This is a genomic window from Cellulophaga sp. RHA19 (assembly GCF_002813425.1).
In the GTDB taxonomy this organism is placed as follows: Bacteria; Bacteroidota; Bacteroidia; order Flavobacteriales; family Flavobacteriaceae; genus Cellulophaga.
In genome coordinates, this window is sequence record NZ_PHUL01000001.1 from 2,148,465 (window position 1) to 2,170,621 (window position 22,157).

The window sequence follows — 22,157 nt, forward strand, 5'->3', positions numbered from 1 at the left end:
GTTTAGTTGTTTTTTGAAGCTACTTTTTCTAGTATAAAAATAGTTAAAAAACCAGTAACCATTAACGCAATAGCAACCATTGTTTGTGGATCTATATAATGGTTTAATTCTGAGTATTTTATTGGTATAATACTTTGTTCTGTTACTGTTTTTAGCGATTCAAAATTATTTATATTTTTTTGATGAACAGCTAGTGTGCCAAGGTCAGATATTGATGCAAAAGGAACAATTTCTCCTGTTTCATCTATCATTACGGTTATTGTTTTTTTCCAAGGCCAAACTTTGTTTAAAGAACCTAAAATAAAACCAGTTAAAAGAGCTAGAGTAGTGTTGTGGTAGTTTTTAAATAACCATTTTAAAATTCTACTAAAACTCAATAATCCTATTAAAGCCCCTGTTGCAAACAAAGCTATTTTTTTTAAATCAAAATCATGAAACGCATCACTTAGTGTTTTATAGGCGCCCATTATTACCAATATAAAAGAGCCGGATATACCAGGTAAAATCATTGCACAAATTGCAACAGCCCCAGCAAATAGTAAATAATAAGGATTAGAATTAGCTGCCAATGCAGGTAAACTTGTAATATAGTAGGCTAAACCAGCACCAATTATTAATGCAACTATAGTTAGTGCATTCCATTTTGTAATTTGCTTACCAACAAAGTAAATGCTCACTACAATTAAACCAAAAAAGAACGACCATATTAAAACAGGATGGTATTCTATTAAGTATTTAGCCAAACGCATAAACGAAATAAAGCTAATTATTATTCCGGTTAATAAAGCCAATATAAAGTTACCATTAGCTTGTTTCCAAAATGCTTTTAATCCATCGTTTTTTAGAGTTTTAAATAATGATAAATTAATATTGCTAATACTATCAATTAACTCTTCATAAATTCCAGAAATAAAAGCAATTGTACCCCCAGAAACTCCAGGTACAGCGTCTGCTGCTCCCATAGCTAAACCTTTAAGAGTAATAATTAAATACTGTAGTAAGTTACGTTCTTTCATAATTATAATAAAAAACGTAAAAATATAGATTTATTTGGAAGAGTTGCTAAATTCTAGAATAATGTTGTTAATCCAATCATTATTTTTAAACTGAGGAAAATCTGACATAAATACACTAGCTTTTTTAGCGTTAACTCCTAATGCTTTAACCAGATACTCTTTTGTTTTAATGGTTTGATCTAGTATCATATGCGAGCCAGCTATTTTAAATAAAATGCTTGCATTATTAGGGTAGAATTCTAAAGCTTGTTGAAGAATTTGAATAGCGGAATGTGGATCTCCTTTTTTTATTGCTAGACTGCTCCATTTTAACCACGTTGTTAACTCACAATCTCCCAGGTCTACCATTTTTTGATAGCATTGTTCTGCATCTTCAACTAAGCCAAGTGCTTCATTAATTAATGCATTTTTCTCCCAGTAGAACAAGTTTTCTTCTTCTATATTAATAGCTTTGGTAATGTATTCTTTAGCCTTAATGTAATTTTCTTGTTTAATATAAAAGTTAGTAATTGCAAGCCATCCTTTATCTAATAAAGGGTCTTCATGTACTGTTTTATAGTAATTTAGTTTGGCTAATTCTGTGTTACCTATTTTCTCATGACATTTTCCTATACGTAAGTAAGCAAAAGCAGAAGGGTCTTCAATTTCTATAGTAATTTCATAATTTTCTATAGCCTCGTTGTAACGTTTTAATTTTTCTAATATTTTACCTTTTTCAAAGTAAGCACCAACAAAACTATCATCAGAAATAATAGCAAAGTCAAAAGCAGAAATAGCTTCTTTAAACATTCCTTTTTCTATGTATTGTTTTCCTAATTGATGCCAAGCAACTTCGCAATACGGATTTTTCTCTAGGTATTCATTTAAAAATACAATAGCACCATCAAAATCTTCTAAAAAGTCAAAACAGTAAATAATATTGTAAAGCGATGCATAATCATGCTCATCAAACAAAACACATTGTATAAAGTGCTTTTTAGCCTCTTCAAAATTATCCATAAAAAGGTGCTCCATACCAAGTAAAGAGTGTATATCTATAGAATCCTCAGATAAAGACAATGCTTTTTCTAAAAGTTCAATAGCCATATTATGATTATCTTTTTTAGAAAATATATTTGCTCTTTGTATGTATATTTCTTCGTTATTGCTGTCTATAGTTTGTAAACTATCTAACATACTTTCAGCAAGTTCAAGGTTGTTTTCAAAAACGTGAACCTCTACTTCTAAAAGTTTTAACTCTATTGTACTTGGGTGTTGGGTTAGTCCAATTTTAATGGCTTTTTTTGCCAATGCCATTTTACCATTATTTAAGTAATGGTGAATAATGTCTTCAAAATCTTCCGCGTCAAAGAAGTAGACGTCATCTGTCTTTAGCATTGACTCAAATTTTGCTATCGGTCTGTCTGGTCTTTCTTCAGCTTCAAATGCCATATAAATTCTTTCTTGCTTGATAAGATTAAAATAAAAGTAAGGTTTTAGGTTACTTTTTTTAGACTGTAGTAGTCTATATTATTAACAAAGTAGTTAACAAATTACTTTTTGTAGGAATTTAAAGCTTCTATAATTAGCTTACATCCTAAGGTAATTTCTTGGTTAGAAATGGTTAAAGGAGGGGAAATACGTACCGCCTTTGGCTCAAACAATAACCAAAATAATATTAGTCTGTTTTTAGCACAGTGCATTACAACATGATTAGTTATATCTGCATTTGCTAACATAACAGCTAACATTAAACCTTTACCACGAATCTCTTTTATATACTCGTGTTTTAATAGCTTTTTAAATAATTTTTCTTTTTCTAAAGTATCATTAATTATGTTACTTGTAGTTAATTCTTGCAATGTAGCTAAACTGGCAGCTGCAATAACAGGATTACCGCCAAAAGTAGTTATATGGCCTAGTTTAGGCTGTGTTTGCAGGTTTTTCATTAGTTTGTTAGACGCAACAAAAGCACCTACAGGCATACCAGAAGCCATACCTTTACCAATTACTAAAATATCTGGAGTACAATTGTAATGCTCAAAAGCAAATAATTTACCTGTTCTACCAAATCCGGGTTGTATTTCATCTAAAATTAATAAAGCGCCAACCTCTGTACACCTAGCTTTTACTTTTTGCAAATAGGTGTTTTTTGGTACTATAAAACCAGCACCACCTTGTATGGTTTCTAAAATTACAGCGGCTGTTTCTGTTGTAATTTTTGCTAAATCTTTTTCAGAATTAAAAGTGATAAAAGTTGTGCCAGGAACTAAGGGTCTAAATGCACTTTTTTGAGATTCTGCTCCAGAAACACTCATACTACCCATAGTATTACCGTGATAAGAATTGCATGCGGCAACTATTTTGTGTCTTCCTGTGGCTCTTTTAGCTAATTTTAAGGCGCCCTCAATGGCTTCTGTGCCAGAGTTAACCAAATATGTGGTTTCTAGATTAGAAGGTAATAGTGACGCTAAAAGTTTAGTGTAAGCTACCGCAGGCTCTTGCACATATTCGCCATATACCATTACGTGCATGTATTCTGATGCTTGCTTAGTTATTGCGGTTACTACTTTTGGGTGACAATGACCTAAAGTGCAAGCAGAAACACCCGCTACAAAATCTAAATGTGCATTGTTGTCTTGATCATAAATATAACTGCCGCTAGCTCTAGAAACTTGTAAAGTTAAAGGATGCGGACTAGTTTGTGCTTGGTAGTGTAAAAAGTCCTTTTTCACCTGTAATTTATTTTTGTTGCTTTAGTTTTGTACTTGGTACTGGCTTAGATAGTGTAGGTTTAGGTACTCCTTTTTTTCTTGTTGCCTTGGTATTGGGCGGGTTATTTATTGGATCTCCTTGGTTTTTATGACGCTCTTGTTCTTCTGCATCTATATCTATTGGGTTTGTAATTCCCCTTATAACTGGCAGAACAAGGTTGTTATCATCTTCGCCAAAAATATCGTCCTTAGTGTAAATGCGCTGATCACCATACCAAACAAAACCTTTTAATTTTACACCTCTTTCTGGTTCTTGACCTTCTGGAAAAGTTTGGCCACTAGGGTTTATAAAGTAGGTAATAACATCTATAGCATTCTCTTGCATAAGCATACTTACTTTGCCACAAAGAGATTCATCTATACCTATAAATTCATTTTGATCGTTATAGGAATAGTAGATAACCTCTACGTTTTGTACAAGGTCTATCATATTTAGCTCGTTATTTATAAACTTGCCAAATAAATTTTTACCTTTTGCTTGGTTATACCTCGTTTTGCTTATAGTATCTAGTGATATTATAAATGCATTATTTATCACTTTTAAGGAGTCTAATTTATCAGTCTCTAAATCGCTAATTAAATGTATGCTGTCCCCTGTCATTTGGTTGTCAATATTCCAAATAATAGGATTGGTAATAAGTTGTGTTATACCAGTTTTTTGATCAAAGTGAATAGAATCACATTTACCACTTATATCAGTTTTAAAAAATTTAGCATCTCTAAAAGCACGTATAACTCTATTGTCTGGTTTGCCAGTAATCATTAATGTATCTCCGTGCATATACAAAGAGTCTTTCTCCATTACATTAATAGCAACTGCTCTTTTTGTGGCAAATATGGAATCTTTTTCTTTGTAAACTTCTGCATAATGAGCTCTAATAACACCATCATTAACTGTGTCTGTAACCACTATGTTATTGGTAGCAGAGGCAAATTTTTTGCGTTTATTAAAGTAAACGCTATCGCCTTCAATAATTTTATTACTATAGTCTATGCGTGTATTTTTTATGCCATAACCAGTTTCTACTCTAGAGTCATAATAACCACGCTCACAATACATAACATAGTCTTTACCTGTAATTGTAGAAGGACCATACATATATACGTGCTCAGAATCTGTGTAATAATCCATTTGCTCAGACAAAACGTGGTATTTAGGATTTTCTACTGTAACACTGTCTTGTAATTGGTATTTGTTGGTTTCCATAAAAAACCTGCCAATTCTACTTTTTATAACGTTAGCAGTATCTACAATTTTACCAAAATGTCTGTAGTAAGACTCTTGTTTTTCTCTGTCAAAATATAAAGTATCTGTAGTAAGTGTGGCATCTGGACTTTGTAAAACTACATTTTTAGATGCTTTTGCTAATTTAATGTCACCAAAATATTCTAGTTTGCCACTATCCATTTGTATAGAGTCTCCCTGTTGCATACGAACATTATCTATAGCAATAAGCTTATTTTTTTTAGGATAAAAAACAGCAACATCACACCAAAGTGTAGCACCTTGATGCTCAAACTCTACCTGTCTTTGGCTATCTCTACTAAATATAGATGCGCCTGGGTACTTAACTTCATTCTTGGTAAAGTTAGCACCATGCACTATGTTTATTTGTTTTTTTTCTACGGGTTTATCTTGTGCGTTAACACCAAAAACAAATAAGATTAAACCAATAACTAATTTATATTTAAGCAATTCTTAAAATTTTGGTCAAAAATAGGTTTTTTTTGATTGTTCTGATAACAGATTGGCATAGATTTATGAATATGAAGCTATGTGCCTAAAGAAGAGCAAAAAAAAAGCCACATTTTAAAAATGTGGCTTAGTATGTTTATCTATTAATTGTCTGTTTTCTATCTGGACCAACAGAAACAATTTTAATAGGAATTTCTAATTCTTTTTCTAGAAAATCTATATACTCGTTTAGTTCTTTAGGGAACTGAGAAGGATCTGTCATTTTAGTTAAATCCTCTTTCCAACAAGGGAACTCTGTGTAAATAGGGTTTACATTTTCTGGCTCTATGTTGTATGGTAAATGAGATATGGTTTCACCTTTATACTCGTAAGCAGTACATACTTGTAGGCTGTCAAAACCAGAAAGTACATCGCCTTTCATCATATTTAATTGTGTAACACCATTAACTTGGCAAGCATATTTTAACGCAACAAGGTCTAACCAACCACAACGGCGAGGTCTACCTGTTACAGCACCAAACTCATGACCAACTTTAGCCATATTAGCACCAACTTCATCAAACAATTCTGTTGGGAATGGGCCAGAACCTACACGTGTGGTATATGCTTTAAAAATACCATATACTTCTTTTACTTTATTAGGAGCAATTCCTAAGCCAGTACAAGCACCTGCTGCTGTTGTGTTAGATGATGTTACAAATGGGTATGTACCAAAATCTATATCTAATAAAGAACCTTGTGCACCTTCTGCTAATATAGTTTTTCCATCTTTAATAGCTTGGTTTAAATACTCTTCACTATCTATAAAAGTTAATTCTTTTAAACGCTCTACAGCATCAAAAAACTCAACTTCCATTTCATCTAAGTCATATTGTATATCTACATTATAGAAACTAATCATAGTTTCATGCTTGTCTGCTAAATGACGATATTTTTCTTTCCAAGATTCTAATTCTAAGTCTCCAACACGCATACCATTTCTACCAGTTTTATCCATATAAGTTGGACCAATACCTTTTAATGTAGAACCAATTTTTGCTTTTCCTTTAGATGCTTCAGAAGCTGCATCTAGTAAACGGTGCGTTGGTAAAATTAAATGTGCTTTTCTAGAAATAATAAGTTTAGCCTTATAGTCAATATCAAACTGGTCTAAACCTTCTAATTCTTTTACAAAAACAACTGGGTCTATAACAACACCGTTACCAATAACGTTCATTGCTTTTTTGTGGAAAATTCCTGATGGAATAGTTCTAAGTACGTGTTTAATACCGTCAAATTCTAAAGTATGTCCAGCATTTGGACCACCTTGAAAACGCGCAATAATGTCGTAATCTTTAGTTAATACATCAACAATTTTTCCTTTTCCTTCGTCTCCCCATTGGAGTCCTAGTAGTAAATCTACTGCCATTACTTGTAATTGGTTAGTTGTTTTCTTTTTTGTTTTTTGTTCCGTAGAAATATAGTGAGTGGTTTGTTATTTTAATATCAAACACATCTTCTATTGTTTTTTTAATTGACTGTATTCTAGGGTCACAAAATTCCATTACCTCTCCCGTATCTGTTAGTATAACATGATCATGTTGTCTATCAAAATACGATTTCTCATACTGAGCCTGATTTTTTCCAAACTGGTGCTTACGTACCAATTTGCAATCTAATAAAAGTTCAATAGTGTTGTACAAGGTTGCTCTACTTACTCTATAGTTTTTGTTTTTCATTTTGATATAAAGAGATTCTATATCAAAATGATCTTCACTTTCGTAAATTTCTTGGAGTATAGCGTAGCGTTCGGGAGTTTTTCTGTGTCCGTTTTCTTCTAAAAAAGTCGTGAAGACATTTTTTACAATGTCTTGATTTTTGTTACTACCCATAGTATTTCTACAGCTTTTCGGTTTGCAAATGTAGTGTAAATTTTAAAGTCTAACTACTTTATCTATACCGTTAATTTTCTTTAAATTGTTAATAAGTTTAATTAAGATGGAATTATTTTTAACTACAACCGTAATTTTTCCCGAGAAAGTACCGCCATCTGTACTAAAGTTAACACTCTTCATGTTAACGTGCATTTGTTGAGAAATAATTGAAGTTAAGTCACTAATTAAACCAATGTTGTCTATTCCTGTAAGTTTTATATTGGCAGTAAATTCTTGCTGAGAAGAATCTATCCATTTGGCCTGTATAATTCTGTAGGCATAGTTAGACTGCAAAGATATGGCATTTGGACAGTTTTTAGAGTGTACTTTAATACCTTCGTTTACACTAATAAAGCCAAATACATCATCACCAGGTATTGGGTTACAACATTGTGATAGTTTGTATTTTAGTTTTTCTTCTTCTTTACCAAAAACAAGCTGATCATATTTTGCTGTAATCTCTTCCTTATCTATATTCTCTGGAGTAGGATTTCTTCTAATTCTATTTTTAAAAAAACTGATAAAAGCATTACTATATGACGATGCAAAATCTTTTATTTTGTTGTTGTCTATAGAGCCAGTAGCTATTCTGTAAAATAAATCTAAACTTGTTTTTAACTTAAAGTGGGCTACCATTTTATTAATAGTATCCTCATTAAAAGCAATTTTTTGCGATTTTAATTTACGACGTAAAATTTCTTTACCTTCTTCAGCAATTTCTTTTTTCTCTTCTCTTAAAGATGATTTAATTTTAGATCTGGCACGTGCTGTAGTTGCATAATCTAGCCAACTTTGATTGGGTTTAGATTTGTCTGATGTTATTACCTCTACCTGGTCACCACTATGTAAAATAGTATTTAAAGGCACAAGCTTACCATTTACTTTAGTCCCTCTGGTTTTTAAACCAATTTCTGAGTGTATATGAAAGGCAAAATCTAAAGACGTAGCACCTTTTGGCAACGATTTTAAATCTCCTTGTGGTGTAAAAACAAATATCTCTTTAGAATATAGGTTTAGCTTAAATTCTTCAACAAAATCTACAGCATTAGTATTTGCATTTTCTAAAGCCTCTTGTAGTCTGTTTAGCCAAACTTCAATGCCTTGTTCTTTTTGTTCTCCGTGTTTGTATTTAAAGTGAGCAGCATATCCTTTTTCTGCAATTTCATGCATACGCTCACTACGTATTTGTACCTCTACCCATTTGGCATCTGGTCCCATAACAGTAATATGCAAAGCTTCATAGCCAGTAGATTTGGGAGAAGAAATCCAATCTCTTAAACGCACTGGGTTTGGTGTAAAGTTATCTGTAACTACAGAGTAAATTTTCCAAGCTAAAAACTTTTCGTTTGCTTTGTCAGACTTATAAATAATACGAATAGCAAACTTGTCATAAATTTCATCAAAAGGTACATTCTGAACTTTCATTTTTCTACGAATAGAAAAAATAGACTTCATTCGGCCTTTAATGGTATAATTTAAACCTTCTTTATCTAAGGAGTCTTCTATAGTATGTGAAAAAGAGTCAATATATTCTTGTTGCTCTTCTTTTGTTTCTTCAATTTTATCCTGAATGTCATTATAAACTTCAGGTTCTGTATACTTTAAACTTAAATCTTCTAATTCAGTTTTAATATTGTAAAGTCCAATTCTATGAGCAAGTGGCGCATAAATATATAAAGTTTCAGAAGCTATTTTTAATTGCTTGTACTCTGGCATAGAATCCATAGTAAGCATATTGTGGTAACGGTCTGCAATTTTTATAATAATAACCCTAACGTCATCATTTAAGGTTAGTAGCATTTTTCTAAAATTCTCTGCCTGTTGAGATACGTTCATATCTTTTTTAAGGTGAGCAATTTTTGTTAAACCATCTACAATTTTAGCAACCGTTTCTCCAAACATACGCTCTATATCTGCAAGTGTATACTCGGTATCCTCTACAACATCATGCAATAGGGCAGAGGCTATAGAAACAGCATCTAAACCAATTTCTGAAGCTACAATTCTAGCAACAGCTATTGGATGAAAAATATAGGCTTCGCCAGATTTTCTACGTTGGTCCTTGTGTGCATCCACAGCAATCTCAAACGCAGATCTAATAAGCTTTTTATCATCATCAGAAAGTGTTAAGTAACTAACGCGCAGTAATTCTTTATACTGGCGTGTAATTTCTTTATTTTCTTTTTCTATTTCCGCTTCCGTCATATAAACTAAAATTACATTAAAGTTTGGTAATAATCAACAAAAATTATTTTTTTAAATTGTTAATTCGGTCAATTAGCGTAGGGTGGGAGTAGTTCATAAAAACATACGCAGGGTGTGGCGTAAGATTGCTTAAACTAGTTTTAGATAGTTTTTTTAAGGAGGTAATTAACGGGGAAGAAGCATATGTTTTTTTTGCGTAATCATCTGCTTGGTATTCAAATTTTCTAGATAAGTAATTCATTATTAGGCTTGTAATTTCTGATATTGGACTGTATAATATTCCAAATCCTATTAAAGCCGCATGAAAACTAGGTACAGTAACACCAATTGCCAAAGAAATACTTGGGGTATTTATAAAGATTGATAAAATGTACAATGTTAAACCAGTAAGCAAAATTGAAGCCGTTAAATTAAATAGAATATGCTTGCGTTTGTAATGACCAACCTCATGCGCTAAAACGGCAATAATCTCTTCTTCATCTAAATCTTTAACAAGTGTATCATACAACGTAATTCTTTTTTGTTTACCAAAACCAGAAAAGTATGCATTTGCTTTTGTAGATCTCTTAGAGCCATCTATTATAAAAATATTCTGTAGTTCAAAGCCAACTTTTTTAGCATACGCTTCAATCTTTGTTTTAAGGGTTCCATTTTCTAAAGGTGTTTGCTTGTTAAAAAGCGGTACAATTAGCTTGCTATAAAACATATTCATAAAAATAGAAATAGTAGCAATTACTGCCCAAGCATACACCCAAAAATTAGTGCCAGCCCAATTATAAAACCATATTACTAATGCCAAAAGTGCACCGCCAATAATGGCAGTTAAAAACCAACTTTTAATTAAATCTATAAAAAACAGTTTTTTAGTGGTTTTATTAAAGCCAAATTTTTCTTCAATAACAAAAGTGCTATAGTAAGATAAAGGAACATTTAGTATACTGTTGCCTATCATTATTATCCCAAAAAATATAGTGGCAATTAAAATAGGGTTGTCTGTTATGCTACGCGCAAGATTATCTACCCAAGCAAATCCTCCAAAAAGCAAAAAGGAAAGTGTTAATAATACAGAAAAACTACCAGAAAAAATACCGAACCTGTAATTAGCCGTTTTGTATCGTTGAGATTTTATGTACTCTTCTTTATTAAAGATACCATCTAATTCTTGAGGTATAGCTTCTTTAAATTTTTTAGCATTTAAATAATCTACAATGGCATCTATTAAAAATTGAAGTATAATAATACCAAGTATTACGTAAAAAAGAATACTCATAAATATAGTTATAGGTGGTGGTTTGGTTTCGTTTTGTAAAAATAGTAAATACTAGCCTCTTTGTCGCTTTGCTTCAAAAATAACTATAGCAGCAGCAACAGAAACGTTCATAGAATCTATTTGTCCTTCCATAGGAATTATAATATTCTGGGTAGAATTGTCTAGCCATTGGTTAGATAAGCCAGTTGCTTCTGTACCAACTACAATAGCAGAGCCACTAGTGTAATCTATAGTAGTATATGTTTTTGAAGCAGTTAACGCAGCACAATAGGTAGCAATATTATTTTCTTTTAAATAAGTTATAATTTCTGTTGTTGTGCCAGTTGCAATTTTAGTAGTAAAAACACAACCAACACTAGAGCGTATAATGTTTGGGTTATAAAGGTCTGTTTTAGGGTTAGCAATAATAACAGCATCTAAATTTGCTGCATCTGCCGTACGTAACAATGCACCAATATTACCTGGTTTTTCTGGCGCTTCTGCTATTAAAATTAAAGGTTTTTTAGTGCTAAGTTGTAAACTGTTTAAGTTGTGTTCTTTACTATTTACAAGTGCAACAACGCCTTCTGTAGTAGATCTGTATGCTATTTTTTGATATACATCTAAACTTACTTCTATTACCTCTGCAGAGCTGTTTTTTATAAGTGAATTTAGCGCTTCATTAGAAATTAAATCTTTACAAAAAAACAAAGTTTCTATAATATAACCACCTTTTAAAGCGAGTTGAAGCTCTCTAGCGCCTTCTAAAACAAATATGTTAGTTTTTTTGCGTTCTCTAGACTTATCTTTAAGTACTAAAGTTTTCTTAATTAACGGGTTCTGGAGGCTGGTAATTTGTTTAAATGTATTCATTGCAACAAAAGTAATGTAATATTGTAAATTATATATTAGCATTACGACTATTTGTAACTTATAATTATAGATAACTAATAATTTAAATTTTAAAGAATGAAGTATTTAGCATTGGCCTTATTTTCTATTTTTATTGTTTCTTGTAAACAAGAGAAAAAACAAGCTCCAAAAGAAGAAGCAAAACAAGAAAAAACTTTAGAGGTAGAGGTAACAGCATACCCACAAGAGTTACAAGAAGTTTTTAAAGCTCACGGAGGTTTGGATACTTGGAAAAGTATGAAAAGTTTAACTTTTGATATTCCAAAGCCAGATGCTAGAGAAACACATACAATTAATTTACACACCAGAGAAGACAAGGTAGTTACTCCAAACCACACTATAGGTTTTTCTGATGAAAAAACGTGGTTGTTAGATGAAAATAAGGATTTTAAAGGCGATGCAGTATTTTACCATAACCTTATGTTTTATTTTTACGCAATGCCATTTGTTTTGGCAGATGACGGAATTATTTATGGAGAAACAGAACCTGTAGTATATGAAGGTAAAAGCTACCCAGGAGTTAAAATTAGTTACAATCCTGGTGTAGGGGCATCATATAAAGATTTGTATTTTATACATTTTGACCCAGATACTAAGCAAATGGCTTGGTTGGGATATAGTGTTAGTTACAGAAGCGGAGAAGTTTCTAATAATTATAGTTGGATACATTATAACGATTGGCAAACAGTAAATGGTTTAGTGTTACCAAAATCTATTAGCTGGCATAAAGCAGATGAAGGAGTTATAAAGGAGGTAAGAAATACAGTTCCTTTTGAAAATGTAACGGTAAGTAAAGAAGCTAAACCTGCGTCATTTTTTGCAAAACCTGAAGCCGCAGTTTTTGTTGAAGGTAAAGTGCAAGAGTAATATACTCTAGCAACAAAATAAAAAGCCTCCAAAACAATAAGTTTTGGAGGCTTTTAAGTTTAGTACTATAAACAGCTATTCTCCTCTGTTGTATTTACCCATATACCTTTTGTACAATTCGGTTTGGTGTGTTTCTAAAGACACGTCTCTACCATCTATAAAGGCTTTTTGTAACTTATTTGTACGCATTTCTAAAGCGTCACCTTCAGATATAAACAAGGTAGCACTTTTGCCAACAGCTAATGTACCGTGAGTTTTATCAATACCTAAAATCTTTGCAGTATTACTCGTAATTAATTGTAAGGCTGCTTCTTTATCCATACCGTAAGCAACTGCATGACCTGCATAAAATGGCAAGTTTCTGTTCTGGAAATTAGCTTCGCCATTATTTTGTATACCTACAAGTAAGCCTTTATCTGTTAATAGCTTTGCCATTTTGTATGGTAAGTCATAATCATCATCATTGTTACTAGGTAAATTGTGCATAGCTCTAACTAAAACAGGAATATTATTCTCTTTTAAAAAGTCTGTTATTTTGTAAGCATTATAGCCACCAACTAAAACAACATTTTTAATCTTGTTTTCTTTTAGGGTAGTAATAGCATCAATAATTTCTTTTTCGCCATCTGCATACACATACATTTTTTGCTCACCAGAAAAAAGGCCTTCCATAGCAGCAAATTCTTGATGAAATGGTTTTGCAGTAGTTTCATTGTATGCCTTTGCGTTAACTATAAAATCTACAATTGAATTAATATCTTTTTTATAAGTTTTGTTAGGCTGTAAACCTCTTGGCTCACCCATCCACCAACGACCTCTTCTGTAAGAACTTGGCCAATGTAAATGTATACCTTCATCTGTTTTTACAGCAGCGTCTTCCCAGTTCCAAGCATCTAATTGTACAACAGAAGATGTACCTGGTATAACACCACCTCTAGGTGCTATTTGTGCCATAAGCACACCATTAGGACGCATACTTTCAATTACTTTAGATTCAGAATTGTAAGCAATTAAACTTCTTACGTGTGGTATCATTCCGCCAATTTCTGCTTGGTCATCACTAGCTCTAACGGCATCTACTTCTACTAATCCTAAAACGGTACAAGCAGCAATAAACCCAGGGTATACGTGCTTGCCTTTAGCATCTATAACTTGCCCTTTACGAGCAATTTTCATTTTAGCATCTCCTACAAAGGTAATTTTACCACCTTCAAACATAATAAGAGAGTTTTCTATAACAGTACCATCTCCTAAATGTGCAACTGCACCTTCTATGGTAATAGCTTCTTTTTGTGGACTAGCAGGTGTTTGTTGCGCAAACCCATTTGCTGTAAAGCAAAATACTAGCAGTATATATATAATTTTTTTCATTTTTATTATTTTATATGTTGTCTATTAGATTTACCACTCCGTATCCATAGTGTCACAATGGAACTTAGGTTTTTGTTTCTTAATAGGCTTTTGCGTTGGTTTTCCACCTTCTTTTTCTTCAAGCATCATTGCAATAAGCTTGTTTCTTTCGTTTTTAATAGCCGCTCTTTGTTGTTTGTCTTTTTCTAAATCAAAATAAACAACACCTTCTATTAATGTTTTTTCTGCTTTTGCATAAACAGATAATGGGTGGTTGTTCCAAAGTACTAAATCTGCATCTTTACCTTCTTTAATACTACCTACGCGGTTGTCTAAGTGTAATAATTTGGCAGGATTAATTGTAACCATTTTCCAAGCTTCTAACTCGGTCATATCTCCGTACTTTACAGTTTTAGCAGCTTCTTGATTTAATCTTCTAGACATTTCTGCGTCATCACTATTAATAGCAACGGTAATACCTTGACTTTGCATTATAGCAGCGTTATATGGTATAGCATCGTTAACTTCGTACTTATAAGCCCACCAGTCACTAAATGTAGATGCACCAGCTCCGTGTTCTTTCATTTTGTCAGCAACTTTATATCCTTCTAAAATATGCGTAAAAGTATTTACTCTAAAGTTAAACTTTTCTGCAACCTTCATTAACATATTAATTTCTGATTGTACGTAAGAGTGACAACTAATAAAACGTTCTCCATTTATAATTTCGGCAATAACTTCCATTTCCTCATCATAACGATATGGTTGTCCGCTTTTCTTTTTTTCATCGTATTCCTTACCACGCTGAAAATAATCTATAAACATCTGCTCAACACCCATTCTAGTTTGTGGAAAACGAGAACGGCTACCCCAGTTACTTTGCTTTACATTTTCACCAAGCGCAAACTTTATGTACTTAGGAGAGTTGTCATAAATCATTTCATTTGCACTTTCTCCCCATTTTAATTTTAATAAGGCAGAACGTCCTCCAATTGGGTTTGCAGAACCGTGTAATAATTGAATAGATGTTACGCCACCAGCAAGGTTACGGTAAATATCTACGTCTTCATTATCTACTACATCTTCCATTTTAACCTCTGCAGAAGAATTTTGCCCGCCTTCATTAATACTTAAACCAGCAATATGTGAATGCTCATCTATAATACCAGCAGTTAAGTGTTTGCCTGTAGCATCTACAACTGTAGCACCACCCGCACTTAAATTAGAACCAATTTTTACAATTTTACCTTTTTTAACAAGTACGTCTGTGTTTTTTAAAATACCAGCATCTTCACTTGTCCAAACCGTAGCATTTTTAAATAAAATGTTTTCTTGTTTAGGTTTAGTTGCGTAACCATAACCAACATTAGGGTAAGTTATAGGTAATAACTCTGGAGTATCATTATCCTTTTTAGTCTTATCTTTTTTGTCTACATCACCTGTTTTTGTAGCAATAAAAGTAGATTCTGATCCATTTGGTAATACAAGCTTACCACTAATATTATCAGATGCAGGCGACACAACACCTGTCATTCTATATCTTTTTTCTCCTTCATTAGTAGTAAAAGCAAGATCTATCCAGTCTTCTTTATAAGAAAATTTAGATTTTATAGTTGTAGAATCTTGTTTTAAGGTTGCAGAAGGTTTATCAGCAGCACCTTTAATTTCTAACTTATATGTAATACCATTTATAGCAAGGTTATACTTGCCACTAATATCTTTAACATCTTTGTTTGTAATTACATTTTTTTGACCTTGAATCCAGTTTTCATGAAGAGCAGTACTTTTATCAAAAATATCACCCGAAGTAATTAAAAAGTTAGCATAGCTACCTTTTTGTAAAGAACCTATTTGATTAGATTTTCCAAGTATTTGTGCAGGTACCGTTGTTAAAGCTTCTAGAGCTTTAGTTTTTGGTAAACCATAAGCTATAGCTCTTAATAATTTATCTTTAAAAGCCGCTGGCGACTTAAGATCGTGAGTTGTAAAGGTAAATGGTACACCATTATCTGCTAATACTTTAGGGTTAGATGGTGCTTGGTTCCAACCTCTCATATCAGCCAAAGAAACATTGTCTGCTTGGTATGGGTTAGAAACATCGTAAGCTACAGGGAAATTTATAGGTAGAATGTAAGTGGCATTTGTTGCTTTAATGTCAGCAATGCTTTCGTACTCATTACCACCAGCTAATATTACATATTGTATGTTATTAGCGTCTCCTATTTTATCAGCTCTTAGCGCGTGCCCTTTGTCTCCAGCTTCAAAAATTTGTACCAAACCTTTGTTCTTATTAAGAGCTTCTAAAGACAAATCTTTTGTGTCACTATTGCCGTTTGCATACCAAGCAGCATCAGAATACATTTGTCTTAATAAGGCCAAAGATCCCATTAACGAAGATGGGTAAGATTGATTTTTTACAGCACTTCTTGTTAAAGAAAAGTACTGAGCAGATCTGTCATCTAAAATACGGTCACTATTAGTACCGTCATCATTTAACGTAACAAGTATACCAGTACCACGAGCAATACCATCTTGTATATGCGAGTTTACAACACCAAAGCCTGCTTTTTGGTATTCAGCTGCTTTTTTAGCATCAAACTTAAAAACAGATAGCGCATTGTTTTCTGGCATAACGTGGTCATTCCAATAATAACCGTGTCTTGTAGCTTCATATTGTGTAGATCTTCCACCAGAGGCTTTTGGTTTAGCAATACCAAAATCCGAGTAAATATCAATAAAAGAAGGGTAAATAGATTTTCCTTTTAAATCTACAGTAACAGAATTTTTAGGAACAGTTACACTTTTGCCTACTTGTATAACTTTTCCGTTTTTAATAAGTAGTGTACCGTTTTCTACAATTTGTGTAGGAGTAACAAATATTTTTGCATTTGTAAAGGCGGTGTAATTGTTGTTTTTAGATTTTACACCAGTGTTTGTAGGGAAATAATCCTGTGCAAACACAGTAGCACTTGCCAAAAATAAGGCAAGCGATAGGAGTCGTATTCTCATATCGGTTTCTTTTTGAGTTGATTAGTAAATTAGTCTGTCTAAAGATATGTAAACAGGTATTTGAAAATCGTAATAAAATGTTAAAATTACTGATAGTAAATGTGTAAATGCACCACTATAACAGAGGATTTCTAATTATAAGGGATATTTTTGATGATAAGCCACGAGTAAAGTTACTACTCTACTATAGCTTTTCATTCCGTCTTTTTGGTTATTTGCTTTTAAAAAAGTACTGTACACAGATTTTAAAACTGGCTCCATTGGGTTTTCATAATTATCCCAAAAAGTACTTAGCTCTTGGTAATTTTTTTTAACTCCAACATTTAAATTAGCATATAATTCATCAAATAACTCGGGATTATTTCGCCTAATATCACTTAAACAATAACTAAGTGCATAAGAGTATGCAGCATATTTAAAGTACGTATCGTTGTTGTTAACAGTTACCAAATACCCAATAAAATTGGTTTCATTTTCTGCAGAATATCCAATTTGGTGACCAGCTTCATGGCCGGCAACTACAGGAAACCTATACAGAGGTATTTTGCCATTTACTTGAGCTTCATTAGTAAACGGATTTAAATATCCGCCATAACCAGCATAGCTTAACCCGGTGCTAAATAATGACGTTTTTAAACTAGAAGTTTGGTAATTAAATAATGGGTATGTTTTTTGTAACTCTTTGTATCTTATTGTGGTTAAATTGTAAATTTCGTCTTTACTATAAGGCATAACAACAGCTTTAGTGCTATCTTTTGTAATAGTCTTATGTATCGTATTTGTTTTTTCTATCAACCTATAAACAAAAGACTCTAGTTCTGGTAAAGAATGGCTCTCTTTAATTTGTAACGTTTTATATAAAGGTTCTCTGTAGTAATTTAATCCCCAACAAAAATGAAATGTAAAATAGGCTATAGACAATACTACCCCTACATTTCTTAAAAAAATGAGAGGTTTTTGCTTTATATATTTTCGTTTTGTGATAAGGTAATTAATGGTAAGTACAATAAGAATAGCGTATAAAATGTCGCCAACAGAAAAAGGAATCCACCCCAGTAAATATCTAAAAAACTTAGAAGTATATTGATAAATACCATTGCTATAATATTCTTCAATAAAAGTAGGGTAGTTAGCTAACCATTTTACCAATACTATTTGTAGCGGTAAAAATAGAACAATACCATTTTTTAGTTTAGACTTCATTATATCAAAAATAAGCAATACAGGGCATAAAATCGTTTTCTATTATGTAATTTTGAAGCTTAGAAAATAAAACGAAATGAGTAAAGATATAAGAGAGTTAGAACCAAAAGCAGTTTGGAACAAATTTGCAGATTTAAATGCAGTACCAAGACCTTCTAAAAAAGAAGAGCGTGTAATACAGTTTATGCTAGACTTTGGAGCTTCTTTACAATTGGAAACTTTAAAAGATGAGGTTGGTAATGTTATTATAAGAAAGCCAGCTACTCCAGGTTTAGAAAACAAAAAAATGGTTACGTTGCAGTCTCATTTAGATATGGTACACCAAAAAAATAACGATACTGTTTTTGATTTTGATACTCAAGGAATACAAATGTATGTAGATGGTGACTGGGTTAGAGCTCAAGGAACTACTTTAGGTGCAGATAATGGTATGGGTGTTGCTGCAATTATGGCTTTGTTAGAAAGTACAAATATACCACACCCTGCTTTAGAGGCTTTGTTTACTATTGATGAAGAAACTGGTATGACAGGTGCAATGGGTTTAAAAGGAGGTGTTTTACAAGGCGATATTCTTTTAAATTTAGATACTGAAGAGGATGATGAAATTGATATAGGTTGTGCAGGAGGAGTAGATGTTACTGCTAGAAGAATTTATGAGTTAGAACCAGTACAAGCTAATTTTACAGGTTACAAAGTAACGGTTAAAGGTTTAAGTGGCGGTCATAGTGGTATGGATATTCACCGTGGCTTAGGTAACGCTAATAAAATAATGAATAGGTTACTTTACAACACAAGTTTAGCCACGGATTTGGCTATTTCTGAGATTGATGGTGGTAGTTTACGTAACGCTATACCAAGAGAAAGTAATGCTATTGTAGCTATAAAAGTAACAGATACATTTTTGACTAATTTTGAAGAGTGGGTTACTACAATAAAAGGTGAATTAAAAGTTACTGAGCCTAACTTAACTATTACATTATCTGAGGTAGCATTGCCAGAAAATGTAATGGAGAAGGATGCACAGCATAAAATGCTACGTGGTTTATATGCAGCGCATAATGGAGTGTATGCTATGAGTGCTAGTATTGTAGATTTAGTAGAAACGTCTAATAATATAGCAAGAGTTATTGTTAAAGATGGTGCTGTTAAAATAGGTTGTTTAACTAGATCTTCTGTTAACTCAGGCAAAATGGATTTAGCCAATGCCTTAAAGTCTGTTTTTGAATTAGCAGATTTTACAGTAGAGTTTAGTGGTGAATACCCAGGATGGAATCCTAATCCAGATTCTGCTATTTTAAAAGTATTAAGCGCACAGTATGAAACTGTTTTTGGAGCTAAAGCTAAAGTTGTGGCTTGCCACGCAGGTTTAGAATGTGGTATTTTAGGACAAAACTACCCAGATATGGATATGATTAGTTTTGGACCAACTATAAAAGGAGCGCACTCACCAGATGAACGTGTAAGTATTTCATCTGTACAAAAGTTTTGGAAATTTACTTTAGAGGTTTTAAAAAATAGTCCAGAATAAGAATATATAACTATAATATAAAAGCCCCATTTGGAAATTTCCAAATGGGGCTTTATAGTAAACTTCATTTTTTACCCTAATTAGAACTTAGGATTTTTTTCTATTAATTCTGTTCGTACTAATTTTCCAGATTCAGTTACTTGGTCTAAACTCCAATTACCATTTCCACTAGCTCCAGGAGTTAATGCAGCAGATTTCTCGTTTTTATCTGCAATAGACCAGTTACACCATGATATTTTGTTATCATCTAAAAATTTCCACCATGTTTTACTTTCTGCAGAGTCTACATAACCATCTCCAGTATATTGTGTTGTTCCGTATTCTGTAACAAAAATAGCCAAGTCATTATCTATAGCTTGCTTAGCAACATCTCTAAGATATTGTTTGTGACTTGCAGCATAATAGTGTAATGTATAGGCAACGTTATCATCATTAATTTCGTTACCAATTACTTCATCTACACGTTGAGACCATACTCTTGTTCCACATATTACAATGTTATCTGGATCATATTTTCTAATCTCTTTAATAACAGCTTCGTGGTATGGTTTAAGTGTGTTATTCCAAGAAACACCATCTAAAGGTTCGTTATAAATTTCGTAAATAATGTTTGGCGCGTTACCATATTTTTGAGCAACTTCTGCAAAGAATTTTTTAGCCTCGTTTAAGTGATCTTCTGCGTGGTGACTATGCCAATCTACAATTACATAAATACCTTGTTCTATAGCAGCGTCAATTACTGTAAATACTTTAGCTTTTTCTCTTTCAGGGTTACTAAGATAACCATCGTTATCTTCTACAGCCATAGCTGCTCTAACAATAGTAGCGTTCCAGTCATTTTTTAACCAAGAAACAGTACCTTTTGTGTAGTATTGAGGCATCCATTGGCTCCAAAATAAAGACATTCCACGTAATTGAATAGGTTTGTCGTTTTTGTTTACAATTTTACTGCCTTTAACGCTTAATTGTCCGTAAGCATCTACAACTGTTTTTGCTCTTGCGCTACTTGTTTCTTCTTCGTCTGTAGTCTCTTCTTGTGTATCGTTACCATTAATTATATCTGATAAGTCGCTGGACGAGTTGTCACAGGACAAAAAAGATAGTATAAATGCTAATAATACTGTTTTTAATGCAATTGTTTTCATAGTAAAGTTATTAAATTAAAGGTTATATGGGGAGAATTAATTTGTAGTAAATGTACTACAAATAAAAAGGACCGCCAAACGCGATCCTTTAATTTAATGGTAAATTTTGTTAAGAGAATTCTACTTTATTGAATGCCAGTAATTTCTACATCAAAAATTAAATCTGCATTTGGAGGTATTGGTCCGCCACCTTGTTCACCGTACCCTAAATGTGGAGGAATAAACAAACGAACCTTGTCTCCAACCTTCATACGTAATAAGCCTTCTTTAAAACCAGCAGTTAGCCTAGATTCTGGACTGTACTCCATTGGATAAGGACTTAAGTCGTTACCGTGCATTTTATAAATAATATCATATTGGCCAAACTTTTTAGCTACGTCCTCCATTGTAGTATCAAACAAAGTACCGTTACTTAACCAGCCAGCATAATTAACTAAAGCTTTTTGTCCTATTCTTGGTTTTTTCCCAGTTCCTTCATTAAGTACTAGTACTTTTAATCCAGAAGGTAATGTTTCTGCTTTTTTAATTTGTTCTGCAGTTTCCGCAGCAAAAGCAGCTTCAGTTTTTTTAGCTTCTTCCGCTAGGGCAAGTTGTTTTTTCTCTTCTTCTTTTTCCTCATCAAAATAAGCTGTCATCACTTTAATAGCGTCGAACTTTTTAGCTTCTTTACCTTTTTTTACTATTTCTATAGTAGAAATTACAACATCTTCTATAGGTCTGTTTTTTGCTGCTACTTTTACATTTGCAATAGAATCTACAACCTCTATGCCTCTAATAACTTCGCCAAAAACAGAATGACAACCAACTCTTGGGTTATCGCAATTTTTTAAATTTCCAAATTCATCTAAACCATCAAGAAAAGGAGTAGGGGCGTGAGTAATAAAAAACTGGCTACCGTTTGTTTTTGGACCAGAATTGGCCATAGATAAAATACCTTTTTTAGTATGACGAAGAGAATCACTAAACTCATCTTTAAATTTATAACCAGGGTTGCCCATACCACTACCAGTTGGGTCACCACCTTGAATCATAAAATCTTTCATTACTCTATGAAAAATAATACCATCATAATATTTTTTTCCTTTATATTCTTCACTAACAAACGGACTTTTTCCTTCTGCCAATGAAACAAAGTTAGCAACAGTAACTGGTGCTAATTGGTATTCTAATTTAACTAACATATCACCTTTATTGGTTTTTATGTCAGCATATAAGCCATCTTCTAAATCTGCATATTGTCCAGATTTACAACCTACTATTGCAGTAGCGGCCATTAATAATATTAAAAAACTTTTTCTCATTTTACTTTTT

The 22,157-nt window shown here is 32.6% G+C and carries 16 protein-coding genes; 2 read left to right on the top strand and 14 right to left on the bottom strand.

Annotated features, from left to right (window positions below; genetic code table 11):
• Window positions 1-2: 2 nt before the first annotated feature.
• From AX016_RS09480 to AX016_RS09520, 9 genes are all read right to left on the bottom strand, one after another.
• A complete protein-coding gene (locus AX016_RS09480; RefSeq protein WP_100895371.1) occupies window positions 3-1,016 on the bottom strand; it encodes a DUF368 domain-containing protein in 1,014 nt (337 codons plus the stop codon).
• Window positions 1,017-1,046: 30 nt separating this feature from the next.
• The gene (locus tag AX016_RS09485; RefSeq protein WP_100895372.1) at window positions 1,047-2,447 is read right to left on the bottom strand and encodes a tetratricopeptide repeat protein; all 1,401 of its coding nucleotides are present in this window, start codon (window positions 2,445-2,447) and stop codon (window positions 1,047-1,049) included.
• Window positions 2,448-2,548: 101 nt separating this feature from the next.
• Window positions 2,549-3,730, bottom strand: a complete 1,182-nt coding sequence (locus tag AX016_RS09490; RefSeq protein WP_100895373.1) for an aspartate aminotransferase family protein — start codon at window positions 3,728-3,730, stop codon at window positions 2,549-2,551.
• Between the two features lie 7 nt (window positions 3,731-3,737).
• On the bottom strand, window positions 3,738-5,465 hold the full coding sequence (locus AX016_RS09495) for an OstA-like protein (protein ID WP_100895374.1): 1,728 nt from the start codon (window positions 5,463-5,465) through the stop codon (window positions 3,738-3,740).
• Window positions 5,466-5,601: 136 nt separating this feature from the next.
• On the bottom strand, window positions 5,602-6,873 hold the full coding sequence (locus tag AX016_RS09500) for an adenylosuccinate synthase (RefSeq protein ID WP_100895375.1): 1,272 nt from the start codon (window positions 6,871-6,873) through the stop codon (window positions 5,602-5,604).
• 13 nt (window positions 6,874-6,886) lie between these two features.
• The gene (locus tag AX016_RS09505; RefSeq protein ID WP_013619861.1) at window positions 6,887-7,336 is read right to left on the bottom strand and encodes a Fur family transcriptional regulator; all 450 of its coding nucleotides are present in this window, start codon (window positions 7,334-7,336) and stop codon (window positions 6,887-6,889) included.
• Between the two features lie 42 nt (window positions 7,337-7,378).
• Window positions 7,379-9,583, bottom strand: a complete 2,205-nt coding sequence (locus tag AX016_RS09510) for a RelA/SpoT family protein (protein WP_100895376.1) — start codon at window positions 9,581-9,583, stop codon at window positions 7,379-7,381.
• 43 nt (window positions 9,584-9,626) lie between these two features.
• Window positions 9,627-10,853, bottom strand: a complete 1,227-nt coding sequence (locus AX016_RS09515) for a M48 family metallopeptidase (RefSeq protein WP_100895377.1) — start codon at window positions 10,851-10,853, stop codon at window positions 9,627-9,629.
• Between the two features lie 51 nt (window positions 10,854-10,904).
• Window positions 10,905-11,705: a TrmH family RNA methyltransferase gene (locus AX016_RS09520; protein WP_198519422.1), complete on the bottom strand. Its 801-nt coding sequence runs from the start codon at window positions 11,703-11,705 to the stop codon at window positions 10,905-10,907.
• A 96-nt stretch (window positions 11,706-11,801) separates the two neighbouring features.
• Between AX016_RS09520 and AX016_RS09525 the strand changes: the two genes are divergently transcribed.
• Window positions 11,802-12,611, top strand: coding sequence for a DUF6503 family protein (locus AX016_RS09525; RefSeq protein WP_100895379.1), 810 nt, complete (start codon window positions 11,802-11,804; stop codon window positions 12,609-12,611).
• Window positions 12,612-12,686: 75 nt separating this feature from the next.
• Here the strand turns inward: AX016_RS09525 and AX016_RS09530 are convergent, their stop codons facing one another.
• The 3 genes from AX016_RS09530 to AX016_RS09540 all read right to left on the bottom strand — a co-directional run bounded on the left by AX016_RS09530 (window position 12,687) and on the right by AX016_RS09540 (window position 18,173).
• Window positions 12,687-13,982, bottom strand: a complete 1,296-nt coding sequence (locus tag AX016_RS09530; protein ID WP_100895380.1) for an amidohydrolase family protein — start codon at window positions 13,980-13,982, stop codon at window positions 12,687-12,689.
• 30 nt (window positions 13,983-14,012) lie between these two features.
• A complete protein-coding gene (locus AX016_RS09535) occupies window positions 14,013-16,970 on the bottom strand; it encodes an amidohydrolase family protein (protein WP_100895381.1) in 2,958 nt (985 codons plus the stop codon).
• A 135-nt stretch (window positions 16,971-17,105) separates the two neighbouring features.
• The gene (locus AX016_RS09540; protein WP_100895382.1) at window positions 17,106-18,173 is read right to left on the bottom strand and encodes a DUF3810 domain-containing protein; all 1,068 of its coding nucleotides are present in this window, start codon (window positions 18,171-18,173) and stop codon (window positions 17,106-17,108) included.
• Between the two features lie 76 nt (window positions 18,174-18,249).
• Here AX016_RS09540 and AX016_RS09545 point away from each other — a divergent pair, with 76 nt between their 5' ends.
• Window positions 18,250-19,701, top strand: a complete 1,452-nt coding sequence (locus tag AX016_RS09545) for an aminoacyl-histidine dipeptidase (protein WP_100895383.1) — start codon at window positions 18,250-18,252, stop codon at window positions 19,699-19,701.
• An 80-nt stretch (window positions 19,702-19,781) separates the two neighbouring features.
• Here AX016_RS09545 and AX016_RS09550 read toward each other — a convergent pair whose 3' ends face one another.
• Window positions 19,782-20,846: a glycoside hydrolase family 5 protein gene (locus tag AX016_RS09550; protein ID WP_100895384.1), complete on the bottom strand. Its 1,065-nt coding sequence runs from the start codon at window positions 20,844-20,846 to the stop codon at window positions 19,782-19,784.
• A 125-nt stretch (window positions 20,847-20,971) separates the two neighbouring features.
• Window positions 20,972-22,147: a peptidylprolyl isomerase gene (locus AX016_RS09555; RefSeq protein ID WP_100895385.1), complete on the bottom strand. Its 1,176-nt coding sequence runs from the start codon at window positions 22,145-22,147 to the stop codon at window positions 20,972-20,974.
• Window positions 22,148-22,157: the final 10 nt, after the last annotated feature.